A 15,327-nucleotide genomic window follows, 5' to 3' on the forward strand; every position below is an offset into this window, starting at 1 on the left:
CGGCCCGATTCCCCCCACGTTGTCCGCTGAGCGGACGTTCGCGCTCGCAATTTTGTGCGGCGCGGGACGTCCCGATCGGGTAATCACAGCATCTCGAAGGGTGATCGGGTCGAGCGAGCACGTCGGGGGCGGGAAGGCGGGTCATGCCAAGCGCGATGACAGCGCAGTACGGTGAGGACCGGCGGGTAGCTGACACAGGAGGTCGAACCCTGGCCGGCAACGCTGTCCAAGGGCTGCCGAGCGGTCGGGTCAACGGCGTTCCGACCGAACGGGTGCGGCGTGCTGCCTTCCTGGGCCGGCTCCGGGGCGTGCTGGAGCGGTTGCCGGTGCGGCACCGGCAGTGGGCGTTCGACACGGCGGCGGTCGGCATCGCCGCGCTCGACGTGTGGCTGCGGGTCGTGCCCGAGGCGGAGCGGTACAACTACGTGCTGTCGGCGATCTCCGTGGCCGCCGTGGCGTTCCGCCGCCGCTTCCCGTTCCTGGTGGTGCTGATCACCGTGCCGGGGTTCCTGGCGGGGTGGGCGCAGTTGGCGGCCATGATCGCGCTCGGCACGCTCGCGAGGCAGAGGCTGGGGTCGACGCAGACCTACGTCGGGGCCGGCCTGGTCTGGCTGAGCCGGTTCTTCCCGTGGCCGCCGGAGGAGTTCCTGGCGACGGACTGGAAGACGCACGTGCACAACGCGATCTACGGGTGCATCGTCGCCGGGATGCCGATCGCCATCGGGTTGTTGGCGCACGCGCGGGAGGAGTTGTCGGCGCGGATCGGCGAGCTGGCGGCGAGCCGGGAGCGGGAGCGGCTGCTGCACGCGCACGCCGTGCGGGCCGACGAGCGGGCCAGGCTGGCGCGGGAGATGCACGACGTCGTGTCGCACCAGGTGAGCCTGATCGCGATGCAGGCGGGGGCCCTCCGCGTCGCGGCGGCCGACCCGGACGCGCGGCAGGTGGCCGGGACGATCCGGATGCTGAGCACGAGGACGTTGGACGAGCTGCGGCAGCTGGTGAGCGTGCTGCGGACGACCAGCGGCGACGACTCGCCCCAGCCGCGGATCGAGGACCTGCCGCAACTCGTCGGCAGCGCGGGCGTGCCGGCGACGCTGACCGTGCGCGGGGCGGTGGACGATCTGCCCGCCCCGGTGTCCGGTGCGGTGTACCGGACGGTGCAGGAGGCGTTGACGAACGTGCGGAAGCACGCTTGGGGTGCGGCGACGTCGGTGCTGGTGGTGGCCGATGCCGATGAGCTGCTGGTGGAGGTGCGCAACGAGGCCCCGGAGGGACCGGTGGCCGGGGGGACGTTGCCCAGCGGTGGTCACGGGTTGGTGGGGTTGCGGGAGCGGGCGGCGTTGCTGGAGGGGGAACTGGAAGCGGGTCCGACGGACAGCGGCGGTTTCGTGGTCAAGGTGCGGTTTCCCCTGGTCAGGACGCTGGACACGTAGCCGGCCGAGTCGCCCGTCCGAGTGGTCTTGAGGGCGCTATCAAAAATAACGCCGTTTCCTCAGCCGCAAAACGTCGGTTGAAACAACGAGGACCGCCGACCAACCCCGCCCCTGCCCACTCCCACCCCGCGCTCCGCCCCCGCCCCTCCCGCTCCGCTCCCCCGCCCGCTCCGCTCCCCGCCCCCTCCCGCTGCACTCCCCCGTCCCGCTCGACCCCACACCCCGCCACCACACCGGCCCCCACCCGACCCTCCGCCCCGAACACCACACCAACCCACGGCCCCGGCTTCCCGGCCGCCGCCAACCCACTGCCCGGCTTCCCGGCAGCCGCCTCACCGCCCCCGCCTCACCGCCCCCAACCGCCACCGCCCGCCCAACGGCCGGTGCACGCCCGGCCCACACCCCGATTCCGCCGCCTCCGATCCGCTCCCCCACGCCGCGCTACGGCAACGCCGCGCCCGCCTTCGGCGGCACCGTCACCGGACACCGCCGGGCACGGGCCGGATGATGCGCTGCGTGCTCTCGGGATCCACGGGCGGCTCGGCGGGTGGCAGGCCGTCGTCGTCCGGGTGCGGGGTCAGGTAGCCGAGCAGGAACGCCGCGGCCGCCGCGACGACGATGAACGCGATCTCGATGGCCGGCGACGGGGCGACGACCCGCAGCACGGACAGCGAGATGACCGCGACGAGCCCGGTGCCGACGCCGGCCGGCAGGAAGCGCATCGCCCGCTGCCACCGGCGCGCGGGCAGGCGGCGGCGCGCGAGGGCGATCAGCGCGCCCGTCCACGCCGACACCGTCAGCCCGAATGCGGCGAGCCCGAACAGTCCATACACCGACCACAGCGACCCGCGCACGTCGCCGGTGACGCCGATCGAGGCGATCACGTCGCGGTTGGTGTCGAGCACCTCCACCTCGGTCGGGAGCAGGCCGGTGGCCTGGCCGCCGAGCTGCCCCAGGTCGAGCACGAACCCGCGGGTGACGCTCTGCTTGGCCGGCACGTCGAACGGCACGACGGTGTCGTAGGAGAAGAACGTGAGCGCCAACGCCGTGCCGGACAGCCGGATCGCCTTGACGTGCCGCACGGTGTCCGTTCCGTTGTGGACGGTCACGGAGATGGTGGCGGCGCGCGACGGGTCGAGCAGCAGCTCGTCCTCACCGAGGGGTGTGCCGTCCACCGTGGCGTCGATGGTGACCGCCTCCCCGGTGGCGTGGGCGGGGGCGACGCCGAGGAAGATCCCGCACAGGAGCAGTAGACCGACGCTGCTCATAATGCGTCTCACAAGGGCACCTCATCGGTGGGTAGCGGGGATGGGTATGCGATCGGCAGGAACACTAGCTCTACTGGGTGCCCTGGCATACGGCGTGGCGGCGCTCGTGGCGGCGCCGGTGTCGGCGCAGCCGCAGGGCGTCGCGACCGCGAGCCCGGACTCCGGCGCGCCGGGGAGCACGTTCACCCTGAGCTGGTCGGGGGTGTACCTGGACCCGCGCTGCTCGAACGACGCGGTGCAGATCATCTGGGACGGCGGCCGGGTCATCGGCAACGGCAGGCACGCGGGTCGCGGCGCGGGGTCGGGCACGGCGACGGTTCCGGGGGACGCGGGGCTGGGCGCGCACCGGGTGACGGCACGCCCGGTGTGCGCGTCGACGTCGCAGCCGTCGGTCGGTTTCACGGTGACGCCGCGGCAGCCGACCACGACCACCACCGCGCCTCCGGTCACGACGACGACCGCGGCCCCGGTGACGACGACCCCTGCGGCGACGACCACGACCACCACCCCGTCGACCACCACCACCACGACCACGACGACCACCACGACGACGACCACGGGCAGTTCCGCGCCGGTCACGACGACGCAGCTGTTCGACGGTGACGGCGCGTTGACGTTGGACAAGGACAACATCCAGCCGGGTGACCCCCTGACGGCGACGGGCACGGGGTGCGATCCGGGTTCGTCGGTGCGGCTCAGCTCGTTGGGCGAGGACGTCGGCACGGCGAAAGCGGACCATTCGGGCACGTTCAGCACGCGGGTGGAGTTCACCGTGATCCAGCCGGGTCGGCACGTGATCCGGGCGGACTGCGGGGTGGTGCTGGTGGGCAGCGTGGACGTGGCGTTGACCAGCTCGACGGGTGGCACGACGTCCACGCTCGTGGCGCTGGTGTTCTTCGTGCTGGTGGGTGCGGTCGTGGTGCGACGCCAGTTCGCGGGCGTGTTCGGCAAGCGCACCTGAGAACCCGCATCCCGGCAAGCGCACCTGAGCACGCGCACCCGAGCACGCGCATCCCGGCAAGCGCATCCGGAAAGTGCACCTGAGCAGGCGCGTCCGGGAAAGGCGCGTCCGAGCAGGTGCGGGCACCTGGGCAGGTGCAGCAAGCACCCCACCGACCGCGGAGACGCGGACGGCCCCCTCGGCGGTTGCCGAGGGGGCCGTCCGGGCACTGCTCGCCGGAACCCGGCTAGGGCTCTTCGCGCTGCTTGCGCAGCTTGGTGAGCGCCTCCTCGAGGATCGCCTCACCGTCTGCGTCGGAGCGGCGCTCCTTCACGTACGCCAGGTGCGTCTTGTACGGCTCGTTGCGCGGCGGAGCAGGTGGCGCCTGCTCGTCACGCCCGGCCGGCAGACCGCACCGGGGGCAGTCCCAGTTCTCCGGGATCTCGGCTTCGACCGCGAACGACGGCCGAGACTCGTGCGCGTTCGCGCACCAGTACGACACCCGACGTCGGGGCGCGGACTCGCCGCGCTCCGATTCGCCCATCGGGCCTGCGCCGACGCGGGTACCGCGAATCGCGTTACCACCAGCCATCGACCCTCACACCCCCACCACGTGGTTTCCCTGTGTCAGCTGACCTTCATCAGCAGCCCGACGCCCACGATGGCGATCACCCAGACCGCGCCGACGAACAACGTCAGCCGGTCGAGGTTCTTCTCGACCACGCTGGAACCGGACAGGCTGGACTGCATGCCGCCGCCGAACAACGAGGACAGACCGCCGCCGCGCCCGCGGTGCAACAGCACGAGCAGGATGAGCAGCAGGCTGGAGACGATCAACAGGATCTGCAGGAACAGGATCATTTCTTCCTCGCTGTCAGGCAGGTGACGCCACAGAGTACCCGGTCGACTGCCGACCGTGGACCACCGCGGGTAAGGTGCGTGTCAATACATCAGGGTAGAGGTCCGCCCGCGGCGAGCGCGCACAGCTTCGCGAACTCGTCCGCGTCCAGGCTCGCTCCACCCACCAGAGCACCGTCGACGTCCTTCTGGGCGATCAGTTCGGCGATGTTGCCGGACTTGACCGAGCCGCCGTAAAGCACTCGAACGGCCGAAGCGACGTCCTCGCCGTACAGCTCGGCGAGCTTCACCCGGATGGCGGCGCACACCTCCTGCGCGTCGGCCGACGAAGCGACCTTGCCGGTGCCGATGGCCCACACCGGTTCGTACGCCACCACGACGTCGCGCACCTGGTCGGCGGTCAGGCCCTCCAGGCCGGCGACGAGCTGCGCGGTGCAGTGCTCGACGTGGCCGCCCGCCTCGCGGACGTCCACCTGCTCGCCGAGGCAGAAGATGGGCGTGATGCCGTGCTTGAGCGCCGCCTTGACCTTGCGGTTGACGGTGGCGTCGTCCTCGTGGTGGTACTCGCGCCGCTCGGAGTGGCCCACGGTGACGTAGGAGCAGCCGAGCTTGGCGAGCATCGGGCCGGACACGTCGCCGGTGTAGGCGCCGGAGTCGTGCGGCGAGAGGTCCTGCGCGCCGTACTTGAGCAGCAGCTTGTCGCCGTCGACGAGGGTCTGGATGGACCGGATGTCGACGAACGGCGGCAGCACCGCCACCTCGACCTTGGCGAAGTACTTCTCCGGCAGGGAGAAGGCGATCTTCTGCACCAGGGCGATGGCCTCGAGGTGGTTGAGGTTCATCTTCCAGTTGCCCGCGATGAGGGGCCGGCGCTGGGCCATCAGGCGGCACCCCCGCTCGGCAGGTCTTCGTCCAGCACGGACACGCCGGGCAGTTCCTTGCCCTCGAGGTATTCCAGGGACGCGCCGCCGCCGGTGGAGATGTGCGAGAACCCGTCCTCGGGGAGGCCGAGGGCGCGCACGGCCGCGGCCGAGTCGCCGCCGCCGACCACGGTGAACGCGTCGCTCTTGACGAGCGCCTCGGCCACCGCGCGGGTGCCGCCGGAGAACGCCTCGAACTCGAACACGCCCATGGGGCCGTTCCAGAACACGGTCCGCGCGTCGGCGAGCTTGCTCGCGAACAGCTCGCGCGTCTTCGGCCCGATGTCCAGGCCCTCCCGGTCGGCCGGGATGGCGTCGGTGGGCACGACCTCGTGCTCCGCGTCGGCCGCGAAGTCGACGGCGGCGAGCACGTCGACCGGGAGCACCAGCTCGACGCCGCGCTTCTCGGCCTCGGCGAGGAAGCCGGCGACCTGCTCCAGCTGGTCCTCCTGGAGCAGCGAGCGGCCGACCTCGTGGCCCTGGGCCTTGAGGAAGGTGTAGGCCATGCCGCCGCCGATGAGGAGGCGGTCGACCTTGGTGAGCAGGTTCGCGATGACGCCGAGCTTGTCGGAGACCTTCGCGCCGCCGAGGACGACGACGTAGGGGCGCTGGGTGTCGTCGGTGAGCTTGCGCAGCACCTCGACCTCGGCCAGCACGAGGCCGCCCGCGTAGTGCGGGAGCTTCCGGGCCACGTCGTAGACGGACGCCTGCTTGCGGTGCACGACGCCGAAGCCGTCGGAGACGAACGCGTCGGCCTTGGCGGCCAGCTCGTCGGCGAGGGCGGCGCGTTCGGCGTCGTCCTTGCTGGTCTCGCGGGCGTCGAAGCGGATGTTCTCCAGCAGCACGACGGTGCCGTCGCCGGCGGTCTCGGTGCCCAGCCGGACGTCCTGGCCGAGCAGCTCGCCGAGGCGCTTGGCGACGGGGGCGAGGGAGAACTTGGGGTCGGGCTCGCCCTTGGGGCGGCCCAGGTGGGCGGCGACCAGGACGCGGGCGCCCGCGTCCACGAGCGCCTTGATGGTGGGCACCGAGGCGCGGACGCGGCCGTCGTCGGTGATGCGGTCGCCGTCGAGGGGGACGTTCAGGTCGGCGCGCACGAGGACGCGCCGACCCGAGACTCCCTCGCCGAGGAGATCGTCGAGAGTCTTCACAGCGAGTGGTCCGCCTGTTCGGTCAGAGCTTGCTGGCGACGAGGTTGACCAGGTCGGCGAGGCGGTTGGAGTAGCCCCACTCGTTGTCGTACCAGCCGACGACCTTGACCTGGTTGCCGATGACCTTGGTCAGCGGCGCGTCGTAGATGCAGGACGCCGGGTCGGTGACGATGTCGGCCGACACGATCGGGTCGGTGCTGTAGCGCAGGTAGCCCTTGAGCGGGCCGTCGGCGGCGGCCTTGTAGGCGGCGTTGACCTCGTCCACGGTGACCTCGCGGCCGACGGTGACGGTGAGGTCGGTGGCCGAGCCGGTGGGCACGGGCACGCGGAGGGCGTAGCCGTCGAGCTTGCCCTTCAGCTCGGGCAGGACCAGGCCGATGGCCTTGGCGGCGCCGGTGCTGGTGGGCACGATGTTCAGCGCGGCGGCACGGGCGCGGCGCAGGTCCTTGTGCGGCGCGTCCTGGAGGTTCTGGTCCTGGGTGTAGGCGTGGATCGTGGTCATGAGACCGCGCTCGATGGTGAAGCTGTCGTGCAGCACCTTGGCCAGCGGGGCCAGGCAGTTGGTGGTGCACGAGGCGTTCGAGATGACGGTCTGCGAGCCGTCGTACTGGTCGTCGTTCGCGCCCAGCACCACGGTGAGGTCCTCGCCCTTGGCCGGGGCGGAGATGATGACCTTCTTGGCGCCGCCCTCGTCGACGTGCTTGCGGGCGGCGGCCGCGTCGGTGAAGAAGCCGGTCGACTCGACGACGACGTCGACGCCCAGGTCCTTCCAGGGCAGCTTGCCCGGGTCGCGCTCGGCCAGCGCCTTGATGACCTTGCCGTCGACCGCGATGCCCTCGTCGGTCACGGTCACCTCGCCGTCGAGGCGGCCGAGGATGGAGTCGTACTTGAGCAGGTGGGCCATGGTGTTGACGTCACCGAGGTCGTTGAAGGCGACGATCTCGATGTCGTGCCCGCTGGCCTGAACGGCGCGCCAGAAGTTGCGACCGATGCGGCCGAAACCATTGACACCTACGCGAACCGTCACGGTGAGTCTCCTCGGTACTCGACTGGCGTTGTCCGCCAGGGGCGTGCAGTCATGGGCTGACCAGGCAGCCGAGAGCCAGCCTAGCCTCCGGCTTGCGTGCCTGGTCACGTGGACCACCAGGATCTCTTTATCGAACAAGAAAATCCAGCTCGACCGGCTTGTTACCTCGCGGTAACACGGTGGCGGGGACTTCGGTACCCCGCGGTGCGGGTCCGCCGTGCCTCGGCGCGCGCCTTGCCCGTCCTCAGCCTAGGACGGTCGCCGGCCGGGCGCAGGGTGTGCGCAGCGTGACGGGGGCGGGTGCGCCGAGCGTTGAACTCGGGGGTCCTGAACGTAGGACTCACGCGACGCGACGTAGGACTCACGCGCGTTCTGGAGGGAGGACACGCGAGGTGGTTCGTCACACTTGGGTGAAGTGGTGAACACTCCGTCACTCGGTCGGGTTACGCTGCGCGGCATTTTCCGAACTTCCCGTGGCGGTGATCTGTGGCTGTAGTGGCCGACGAACCCTCTCGCGTGGACGCACCACCCCGTCGGGAACGCACCGCCAGGGCGGACATCCAGGGCATGCGCGCGCTGGCCGTGGGCCTGGTCGTCTGCTACCACCTGCGGCCCGACTGGCTGCCCGGTGGTTTCGTCGGCGTGGACGTCTTCTTCGTGATCTCCGGGTTCCTGATCATCGGTGCGCTCACCGCGGAGGTGCGGCGCACCGGTCGGGTGCGGCTGCTCGACTTCTACGCGCGGCGGATCCGCCGGCTCCTGCCGGCCGCCACGGTCGTGCTGCTGGCGATCACGGTCGCGGTGTTCGCGCTGCTGCCGGCGTCGCGGTGGCCCGCCGTGCTGCGCGAGGTGGTGTTCTCGGCGGTCAACGCGCAGAACTGGCTGCTCGCCGTGCTGTCGAACGACTACGGGCACGCCACCGTCGGCGCGTCGCCGGTGCAGCACTTCTGGTCGCTGGCCGTGGAGGAGCAGTTCTACCTGGTCATCCCGCTGGTGCTGCTGGTCGCGGCCGGGTCGGCGGCACGGCGCGGCGCGGGCCCGGTGCGCTGGGCGGTGGTCGCGGTCGCCGCGGTCACGGTCGCGTCGTTCGCGTTCTCGGTCTGGTACACCCCGGTCGACCCCGGCGCGGCGTACTTCATCACGCCGACCCGGATGTGGCAGCTGGGCGTGGGCGGCCTGGCCGCGATGGTGCTGCCCCGGCTGCGGCCGGGCCGGGGCGCGCGGCTGCTGCTCGGGTGGGGCGGCCTGGCCGTGATCCTGGCGAGCGCGGTGCGGCTCGGCACCGACCTGCCGTTCCCCGGCTGGCTCGCGGCGCTGCCGACGCTCGGCGCGGTCGCCGTGCTGGTCGCCCGGGACGAGTCGGTGGCCCGCGTGCTGGGCGTGCGCCCGCTGACCTACGTCGGCGACATCTCCTACAGCCTGTACCTGTGGCACTGGCCCGTGATCGTGTTCCTGCTGGAGCTGACCGCGCGGCAGGCGCTGACGCTGCGCCAGGTCGCGGTGGCCGCCGTGCTGAGCCTGGTGCTGGCGGCGCTGTCCAAGCACTTCGTCGAGGACCCGTTCCGGCGGGAGCGGGAGCGCCGCCGCCGGCGCGCGACGTACGGGCTGGGCGCGGCCATGGTCGCGGTGACGGTGGCGGTCGCCGGGGGCGGCTGGGCGTCGGCCGAGTCGACGCTGGCCGCGCTGCGCGGCCAGTCGGTCATCGACGCCGACCACCCCGGCGCGCTCGCGCTCGACCGGGACGACCCCCGCCCGGCGCCGTCCGGGGTCTCGCTCGTGCCCGCGCCCGCCGTGGCGGAGGAGGACTGGCCGCGCAACGAGTGCGCCACCCGCGACTTCGGCGACGGGGTCACGTCGTGCGAGTTCGGCGCGGCCGACGCGACGAAGACCGCGGTCATCGTGGGCGACTCGCACGCCTTCCAGTTCAGCACCGCCCTGGCCGAGTTCACCCGGCGCGAGGGCGGGGACCGGTGGCGGGTGCACGTCATGGTGCGCAACGGCTGCCCGTTCTCGTCGGTGCCCCCGACCGAGTCGGGGACGCCGTTGACCGTCTGCTCCGACGAGAACCTGAAGAAGCTCGACCACATCCGCGCGATGAAGCCGGACCTGGTGGTCGCGGCGGCCATGTCGCCGGAGTCCTACCTCCAGGACCTCAAGTGGACGTGGGACCCGAAGGCCATGGTCGAGGGCTACCGGACGGTGCTGAGCGCGCTGTCGGACGCGGACATCCCGGTCGCGGTGATCCGCGAGCTGCCCCGGCCCGCGATGCTGGTCGGGCCCTGCCTGGAGCGCAACCCCGACGAGCCCGGCCGGTGCGACACGCCCCGCGACGAGGCCATCGGGTCGGCCTCGGACCCGCTGGCCGAGGCCGCGACCGGGTTGCGGGGCGTGCGGGTGGTCGACCTGACCGACTCGATCTGCCGGTCCGACGTGTGCCCCGGCGTGGTCGGCAACGTCGTCGTCTACCGCAACAACCACCTGACCGACACCTACGTCCGGTCGATGGTCGCCCCGTTCGTGACCGCCCTGGGCCTGCGCTAGCGGCGCCGGCCGCCGGGCGGGTCCGGGGTCACACCTCGGCGTCGAGCATGTCCGCGGTCACGGCGGACTCGGTGTCGGGCATGCCCAGCTCCTTGGCCCGCTTGTCGGCCATCGCCAGCAGGCGGCGGATGCGGCCCGCGACGGCGTCCTTCGTCATCTGCGGTTCGGAGAGCTGGCCCAGCTCCTCCAGCGACGCCTGCCGGTGCGCGAGCCGCAGCGCGCCGGCCGCGGCCAGGTGGTCGGGCGCCTCGGGGCCGAGGATCTCCAGGGCGCGCTGCACCCGCGCCGCCGCGGCCACCGCGGCGCGGGCCGAGCGGCGGAGGTTCGCGTCGTCGAAGTTCGCCAGCCGGTTCGCCGTCGCCCGCACCTCGCGGCGCATCCGGCGCTCCTCCCAGGCCAGCACGCTGTCGTGCGCGCCGAGCCTGGTCAGCATCGCGCCGATCGCGTCGCCGTCCCTGATCACCACGCGCTCCGCGCCGCGCACCTCGCGCGACTTCGAGCCGATGCCCATCCGCCGGGCCGCGCCGACCAGCGCCAACGCCGCCTCGGGGCCGGGGCAGGTCACCTCCATGGACGACGACCGGCCCGGTTCGGTCAGCGAGCCGTGCGCCAGGAACGCGCCGCGCCACGCCGCCTCGGCGTCGCACACCCCGCCGGACACGACCGGCGCGGGCAGGCCGCGCACCGGGCGTCCGCGCGGGTCGAGCAGGCCCGTCTGCCGGGCCAGCCCCTCGCCGTCCTTGACCACGCGCACCACGAACCGGGTGCCCTTGCGCAGGCCGCTGGAGGTGATGGTGAACACGTCGGACTGGTGCCCGTACAGCTCGTGGATCTCCCGGCGCAGCCGCCGCGCCGTGGAGCCCAGGTCCAGCTCCGCCTCGACGACCACGCGGCCGCCGACGATGTGCAGGCCGCCCGCGAACCGCAGCAGGGACGCGACCTCCGCGCGGCGGCAGCAGGTCTTGGCGACGGCCAGCCTGCTCAGCTCGTCCTTCACCGCCGACGTCATCGCCACGGCGCCTCGCCTCCCCTGCTCGTCCGGTCTTCCTGGAGGGTTGTACTCGACGCCCCGCCGGTCCCGTCACCAGGGCCGGCCAACGCGCGCGTGATGCCCAGCGCCAGCGCCGCCGGGTCGTGGCGGTCCGGCGCGCCCGCCACCGCGATGGGCGCGAGGTGCGCGGTGGCCCCGAGAGCTGCGGCGGCCCGGCGCAGCCGGTCCGGGACGGGCACCGCGTCGACGTCCGCGATCACCGCGTCCACGCGCAAACGCGGCGCGTGCTCGCACAGCACGTCCAGGTGCAGCTCCGGTGAGAAGCCGTCGGTTTCGCCCGGTTGGGGGACGAGGTTGAGCACCACGACCTTGCGCGCCGAGGTGCGCACCAGCGCGTCGTGCAGCTCCGGCACGAGCAGGTGCGGCAGCACGCTGGTGAACCACGACCCGGGCCCGAGCAGCACGACGTCGGCGGACAGCACCGCCTCGACCGCCTGGGCGCAGCCGCGCGGCGCCTCCCCCGGGCCGCCGGGCCCGTACAGGCGGATCCGCTGCACCCGGCCCGGCGTGGTGGCGATCGCCACCTGGCCGCGGATGCGGCGCACCACGTCGGCGTCGTCGTCCAGCCCGGTCACGTCGGCCTCGATCGACAGCGGCTCCGGGCACATCGGCAGCACCCGGCCGCGCACGCCGAGCAGCCGGCCCGCCTCCTCCAGCACCGCGACCGGGTCGCCGAGCTGTTCCAGCAGCCCGGCCAGCACGAGGTTGCCCACCGCGTGCCCGGCGAGCGCGCCCGTGCCGCCGAACCGGTGCTGGAACAGCGTCGACCACATCGCGCTGGACGGGTCGTCGCCCGCCAGCGCCACCATCGCCTTGCGCAGGTCGCCGGGCGGCAGCAGGCCCAGCTCGCGGCGCAGCCGCCCCGAGGAGCCGCCGTCGTCGGCGACCGTCACCACCGCCGTGACGTCGTCGGTCAGCCGCCGCAGGGCGGTGAGGGTGGCGTGCAGCCCGTGCCCGCCGCCCAGCGCTACCGCTCTCAGGCTCACTCGCGTCCCAGGTCCCGGTGCACGACCTTGACGGCCATGCCGTCCTCGCTGGCCAGCCGGCCCGCCAGCTCCTCGGAGATGGCGACGCTGCGGTGCTTGCCGCCGGTGCAGCCCACCGCGAGCGTCAGGTACCGCTTGCCCTCGCGCCGGTAGCCGGCGCCGATGAGCCGCAGCAGCTCGTGGTAGCGGTCGAGGAACTCGTCCGCGCCCTCCTGGGTGAGCACGTAGTTGCGCACGTCGCCGTCCAGGCCGGTCTGCTCGCGCAGCTCCGGGATCCAGAACGGGTTGGGCAGGAACCGCACGTCCATGACCAGGTCGGCGTCCATCGGCAGGCCGTACTTGTAGCCGAACGACAGCACCGTGACCCGGGTCCGGGTCGCCGACTCGGTGCCGAACGTGTCCTCGATCTTGGCCCGGAGCTGGTGCACCGACAGCGCCGAGGTGTCCAGCACCAGGTCGGCTTCCTCGCGCAGCGGGGTGAGCAGCATCCGCTCGGCCTCGATGCCGTCGGCGAGCCGGCCGTCCGCCTGGAGCGGGTGACCCCGTCGCACCGACTCGAACCGGCGGATCAGCACGTCGTCGGTGGCCTCCAGGAACAGCACCTTCGGCTTGTAGCCGCGCGCGTCCAGGTCCTTGATCACCGAGGCCAGGTCCTCGGTGAACGCGCGGCTGCGCACGTCCATCACCACGGCGACCCGGGTGATGGCGCCCCTGGCCTGCGCGCCCAGCTCCACCATGGTCGCGATCAGCTCGGGCGGCAGGTTGTCCACCACGAACCACCCGAGGTCCTCCAGGCACTTCGCGGCCGTGCTGCGGCCCGCTCCCGACAGGCCGGTCACCACCGCGACTTCGATGCCGGACTTCTCGCCGGCCGGTGCGCTCACTTGTACTCCCGTCGGTGTTCGACCACCGGCCCTGCCGCCGGTGGCCCGATCTTCGACTCCGCCGGCGGCGGCCCGGCGCGGTCCGCGCCCAGCGTCGCGCGCACGGCCTCCGCGGTGCGCCGGCCCACCCCCGGCACGCCGCTGATCTCCTCGACGCTCGCCTCGCGCAGCTTCTTCAGTGAGCCGAAGTGCTTCAGCAGCGCGGCCTTGCGCGTCTGCCCCAGGCCGGGCACGTCGTCCAGCGCGGACGTCGTCATCCGCTTGGACCGCTTCTGCCGGTGGTAGGCGATGGCGAACCGGTGCGCCTCGTCGCGCACGCGTTGCAGCAGGTAGAGGGCCTCGCTGGTGCGGGGCAGGATCACCGGGTCGGGCTCGCCGGGCACCCAGACCTCCTCCAACCGCTTCGCCAGGCCGACCACCGCGACGTCGGTGATGCCGAGTTCCGCCAAGACGTCGGAGGCTACCTGCGCCTGCGCCGCGCCGCCGTCCACGACCAGCAGGTTCGGCGCGTAGGCGAACTTGCGCGGCCGGCCGGTCTCCGGGTCGATGCCGGGGGTCGGGCCGCCGTCGTCCTTGTTGTCCCGCAGGTACGCCTGGAACCGGCGGCGGACCACCTCCGCGATCGAGCCGACGTCGCCCTGCTCGGCGCCCTCGCGCACGGCGAACCGCCGGTACTCGGACTTGCGCGCCAGGCCGTCCTCGAACACCACCAGCGACGCCACCACGTCCGTGCCCTGCACGTGGCTGATGTCGGTGCACTCGATGCGCAGCGGCGCGGTGTCGAGCCCCAGCGCCTCCTGCAGCTCCTGCAACGCGGCCGACCGGGCCGTCAGGTCACCCGCGCGGCGCAGCTTGTGCTGCTGGAACGCCTCCTTGGCGTTGCGCTCCACGGTCTCCATGAGGGCCCGCTTGTCGCCGCGCTGCGGCACCCGCAGCACGACCTTGCCGCCGCGCAGGCCCGACAGCCACTTCTCGACCGCCTCGGCGTCGTCGGGCAGCTCCGGCACCAGCACCTCGCGCGGCACCGGCGCCGACTCCACGCCGCTGACCCGCGCCGACTCGACCTGCTCGCCGTAGAACTGGGTGACGAACTGGTCCACCAGGCCGGTCACGCCGATCTCGTCCACCTTGTCGACCACCCAGCCGCGCTGGCCGCGCACCCGGCCGCCGCGCACGTGGAAGACCTGGACCGACACCTCCAGCTCGTCCTGCGCGAACGCGACCACGTCGGCATCCGTGCCGTCGCCGAGCACCACGGCCTGCTTCTCCAGGGCGCGCTTGAGGGCGGCCTGGTCGTCGCGCAGGCGGGCAGCCTTCTCGAACTCCAGCTCCTCGGCGGCGGCGGTCATCTCGCGTTCCAGCCGGCGCACCATCGAGTCGGTCCTGCCGGCCAGGAAGTCGCAGAAGTCCTCGACGATGGCGCGGTGCTCGTCCGCGCTGACCCGGCCGACGCACGGCGCGGAGCACTTGTCGATGTAGCCGAGCAGGCACGGCCTGCCGATCTGGCCGTGCCGCTTGAACACGCCGGCCGAGCAGGTGCGGGCCGGGAAGACGCGCAGGAGCAGGTCCAGCGTCTCCCGGATCGCCCACGCGTGCGCGTACGGGCCGAAGTAGCGCACGCCCTTGCGGCGCGGGCCGCGGTAGACGTGCAGCCGCGGGAACTCCTCGTTCATCGTCACGGCGAGGACCGGGTAGGACTTGTCGTCGCGGTAGCGGACGTTGAACCGCGGGTCGAACTCCTTGATCCAGTTGTACTCGAGCTGGAGGGCCTCCACCTCGGTGCCGACCACGGTCCACTCGACGCTCGCGGCCGTGGTCACCATCTGCCGGGTGCGCGGGTGCAGGCCGGCGATGTCGGCGAAGTACGAGTTCAGGCGCTGCCGCAGGCTCTTGGCCTTGCCGACGTACACCACCCGGCCCGCGGCGTCGCGGAACTTGTACACGCCGGGTGCTTCGGGGATGGTGCCTGTCGCGGGGCGATAGGTCGACGGATCGGCCACACGCAAAGGGTACGTGGAGGGACCGACAAGCCGGCCGAGACCGACCCCGCGCCGGGTCGGCCCGATCTGCTAGCGGCGGCCCGCCCGGTCGGGCAGCCGGGTCGGGCAGCTCGGTCAGGCGGCCCCGTCTGCCACTGGCGGCCCCGCCCGGGGTCAGGCGGCCGGGTCTGCCCGCGGCGGCCACGGCCGGGGGCGGCCCCGTCAGACGGCCGGACCTGCCGGCGGCGGCCCCGCCCGGTCGGGCGGCCGGATCGGGCAGTGGCCCCGGCCG

Annotated in this window: 13 protein-coding genes; 3 read left to right on the forward strand and 10 right to left on the reverse strand. The window is 72.7% G+C overall.

Annotated elements, in window-relative coordinates; genetic code table 11:
• The first annotated feature begins 155 nt into the window (after positions 1-155).
• Positions 156-1,433, forward strand: coding sequence for a sensor histidine kinase (locus ACWEFJ_RS26745; protein WP_378084420.1), 1,278 nt, complete (start codon positions 156-158; stop codon positions 1,431-1,433).
• Positions 1,434-1,909: 476 nt separating this feature from the next.
• On the opposite strand, the gene ACWEFJ_RS26750 is transcribed toward ACWEFJ_RS26745, so the two are convergent.
• Entirely contained in the window at positions 1,910-2,701 is a 792-nt protein-coding gene (locus ACWEFJ_RS26750; RefSeq protein ID WP_449715410.1) for a hypothetical protein, read from the reverse strand.
• 94 nt (positions 2,702-2,795) lie between these two features.
• Here ACWEFJ_RS26750 and ACWEFJ_RS26755 point away from each other — a divergent pair, with 94 nt between their 5' ends.
• The gene (locus ACWEFJ_RS26755) at positions 2,796-3,662 is read left to right on the forward strand and encodes a hypothetical protein (RefSeq protein ID WP_449715411.1); all 867 of its coding nucleotides are present in this window, start codon (positions 2,796-2,798) and stop codon (positions 3,660-3,662) included.
• 226 nt (positions 3,663-3,888) lie between these two features.
• Here ACWEFJ_RS26755 and ACWEFJ_RS26760 read toward each other — a convergent pair whose 3' ends face one another.
• From ACWEFJ_RS26760 to gap, 5 genes are all read right to left on the reverse strand, one after another.
• Entirely contained in the window at positions 3,889-4,233 is a 345-nt protein-coding gene (locus tag ACWEFJ_RS26760) for an RNA polymerase-binding protein RbpA (RefSeq protein ID WP_015103628.1), read from the reverse strand.
• A 35-nt stretch (positions 4,234-4,268) separates the two neighbouring features.
• Positions 4,269-4,502, reverse strand: coding sequence for a preprotein translocase subunit SecG (secG, locus tag ACWEFJ_RS26765; protein ID WP_378084424.1), 234 nt, complete (start codon positions 4,500-4,502; stop codon positions 4,269-4,271).
• 89 nt (positions 4,503-4,591) lie between these two features.
• On the reverse strand, positions 4,592-5,380 hold the full coding sequence (gene tpiA / locus ACWEFJ_RS26770) for a triose-phosphate isomerase (RefSeq protein WP_378084426.1): 789 nt from the start codon (positions 5,378-5,380) through the stop codon (positions 4,592-4,594).
• Positions 5,380-6,567 carry a phosphoglycerate kinase gene (locus tag ACWEFJ_RS26775; protein WP_378084428.1) on the reverse strand — a complete coding sequence of 396 codons (1,188 nt, stop codon included), beginning with the start codon at positions 6,565-6,567 and terminating at the stop codon, positions 5,380-5,382. The genes tpiA and ACWEFJ_RS26775 overlap by 1 nt, the downstream gene beginning before the upstream one ends.
• 22 nt (positions 6,568-6,589) lie before the next feature.
• The gene (gene gap / locus ACWEFJ_RS26780) at positions 6,590-7,594 is read right to left on the reverse strand and encodes a type I glyceraldehyde-3-phosphate dehydrogenase (protein WP_378084430.1); all 1,005 of its coding nucleotides are present in this window, start codon (positions 7,592-7,594) and stop codon (positions 6,590-6,592) included.
• A gap of 516 nt (positions 7,595-8,110) precedes the next feature.
• Between gap and ACWEFJ_RS26785 the strand changes: the two genes are divergently transcribed.
• Positions 8,111-10,135, forward strand: coding sequence for an acyltransferase family protein (locus ACWEFJ_RS26785; protein ID WP_449715412.1), 2,025 nt, complete (start codon positions 8,111-8,113; stop codon positions 10,133-10,135).
• A gap of 28 nt (positions 10,136-10,163) precedes the next feature.
• On the opposite strand, the gene whiA is transcribed toward ACWEFJ_RS26785, so the two are convergent.
• Genes whiA through uvrC form a run of 4 tightly spaced genes read right to left on the reverse strand, consistent with a single transcriptional unit; the run spans position 10,164 to position 15,056 of the window.
• Positions 10,164-11,150 (reverse strand): DNA-binding protein WhiA, encoded by a 987-nt coding sequence (whiA, locus tag ACWEFJ_RS26790; protein WP_378084433.1) that lies wholly within the window; start codon positions 11,148-11,150, stop codon positions 10,164-10,166.
• Positions 11,141-12,166, reverse strand: a complete 1,026-nt coding sequence (locus tag ACWEFJ_RS26795; protein WP_378084466.1) for a gluconeogenesis factor YvcK family protein — start codon at positions 12,164-12,166, stop codon at positions 11,141-11,143. The genes whiA and ACWEFJ_RS26795 overlap by 10 nt, the downstream gene beginning before the upstream one ends.
• A gap of 2 nt (positions 12,167-12,168) precedes the next feature.
• On the reverse strand, positions 12,169-13,026 hold the full coding sequence (gene rapZ, locus ACWEFJ_RS26800; protein ID WP_378084467.1) for an RNase adapter RapZ: 858 nt from the start codon (positions 13,024-13,026) through the stop codon (positions 12,169-12,171).
• Positions 13,027-13,052: 26 nt separating this feature from the next.
• Positions 13,053-15,056 (reverse strand): excinuclease ABC subunit UvrC, encoded by a 2,004-nt coding sequence (gene uvrC / locus ACWEFJ_RS26805; protein WP_449715413.1) that lies wholly within the window; start codon positions 15,054-15,056, stop codon positions 13,053-13,055.
• Between the last annotated feature and the right edge of the window lie 271 nt (positions 15,057-15,327).

The sequence above is a fragment of the Actinosynnema sp. NPDC004786 genome, from assembly GCF_053601135.1.

Excerpts from the sequence above, each read along its gene's own strand:
- ACWEFJ_RS26745 (WP_378084420.1), top strand. The coding sequence starts at position 156 with ATGACAGCGCAGTACGGTGAGGACCGGCGGGTAGCTGACACAGGAGGT.
- ACWEFJ_RS26750 (WP_449715410.1), bottom strand. The coding sequence starts at position 2,701 with ATGAGCAGCGTCGGTCTACTGCTCCTGTGCGGGATCTTCCTCGGCGTC.
- ACWEFJ_RS26760 (WP_015103628.1), bottom strand. The coding sequence starts at position 4,233 with ATGGCTGGTGGTAACGCGATTCGCGGTACCCGCGTCGGCGCAGGCCCG.
- secG (WP_378084424.1), bottom strand. The coding sequence starts at position 4,502 with ATGATCCTGTTCCTGCAGATCCTGTTGATCGTCTCCAGCCTGCTGCTC.
- tpiA (WP_378084426.1), bottom strand. The coding sequence starts at position 5,380 with ATGGCCCAGCGCCGGCCCCTCATCGCGGGCAACTGGAAGATGAACCTC.